We start from the raw sequence: 1,366 nt of genomic DNA on the forward strand, positions 1-1,366 counted from the left end.
GCGGTCACAAGACTGCCGTGATCACCAAAGTGTTCCCGACGCGCTCCCACACCGTATCGGCCCAGGGTGGCATCACCTGCGCCATCGCCTCCGCCGACCCGAACGATGACTGGCGCTGGCACATGTACGATACCGTCAAGGGTTCCGACTATATCGGTGACCAGGACGCTATCGAATACATGTGTCAGGAAGGCCCGGCCGCGGTGTTCGAGCTGGACCACATGGGTCTGCCGTTCTCCCGTACCGAGCAAGGCCGTATCTACCAGCGCCCATTCGGTGGCCAGTCCAAGGATTACGGTAAAGGCGGGCAGGCTGCCCGTACTTGCGCTGCGTCCGACCGTACTGGTCATGCGCTGCTGCATACCCTTTACCAAGGCAACCTGAAAGCCGGTACCACGTTCCTGAACGAGTACTACGCGGTTGACCTGGTGAAGAACGGCAAGGGCGAGTTCGTCGGCGTGATCGCCATCTGCATCGAAACCGGTGAAACCACTTACATCCGCGCCAAGGCTACTGTGCTGGCGACCGGTGGTGCAGGTCGTATCTACGCTTCTACCACCAACGCCCTGATCAACACCGGTGACGGCGTCGGCATGGCCCTGCGTGCTGGCGTACCGGTACAAGACATCGAAATGTGGCAGTTCCACCCGACCGGCATCGCCGGCGCCGGTGTACTGGTGACCGAAGGTTGCCGTGGTGAAGGTGGTTACCTGATCAACAAGCACGGCGAGCGTTTCATGGAGCGTTATGCTCCGAACGCCAAAGACTTGGCTGGCCGTGACGTTGTGGCTCGTTCGATGGTTAAAGAGATCATCGCCGGTAACGGCTGTGGCCCGAATGGCGACCACGTACTGCTCAAGCTCGATCACCTGGGTGAAGAAGTGCTGCACAGCCGCCTGCCTGGTATCTGCGAGCTGTCCAAGACCTTCGCCCACGTTGACCCGGTAGTTGCTCCGGTTCCGGTGGTTCCAACTTGCCACTATATGATGGGCGGCGTGCCGACCAACATTCATGGCCAGGCAATCACCCAGAACGCCGACGGCCAGGACGAGATCATCCATGGTCTGTTCGCAGTAGGTGAAGTGGCTTGCGTATCGGTTCACGGTGCCAACCGCCTGGGCGGTAACTCGCTGCTTGACCTGGTGGTATTCGGTCGCGCGGCCGGCCTGCACTTGGAGAAGGCGCTGACCGACGGCATCGAATACGATGACGCCACCGACGCCAACATTGAAGCCGCCCTGGCGCGCCTGAACGCTCTGAACGAGCGCACAGATGGCGAAGACGTAGCGACCCTGCGTCGCGAGCTGCAAAACTGCATGCAGAACTACTTCGGTGTGTTCCGTACCGGCGAATACATGCAGAAGGG

Annotated in this window: 1 protein-coding gene; it reads left to right on the forward strand. The window is 60.5% G+C overall.

Going from position 1 to position 1,366, the window contains the following annotated elements:
• Window positions 1–1,366: succinate dehydrogenase flavoprotein subunit (gene sdhA, locus GIW04_RS30735; protein ID WP_236479611.1), on the forward strand; the 1,366-nt coding region annotated here is incomplete at both ends.

Source organism: Pseudomonas sp. PA-4-8C (assembly GCF_021606625.1).
GTDB classification, from domain to species: Bacteria; Pseudomonadota; Gammaproteobacteria; order Pseudomonadales; family Pseudomonadaceae; genus Aquipseudomonas; species Aquipseudomonas lactis.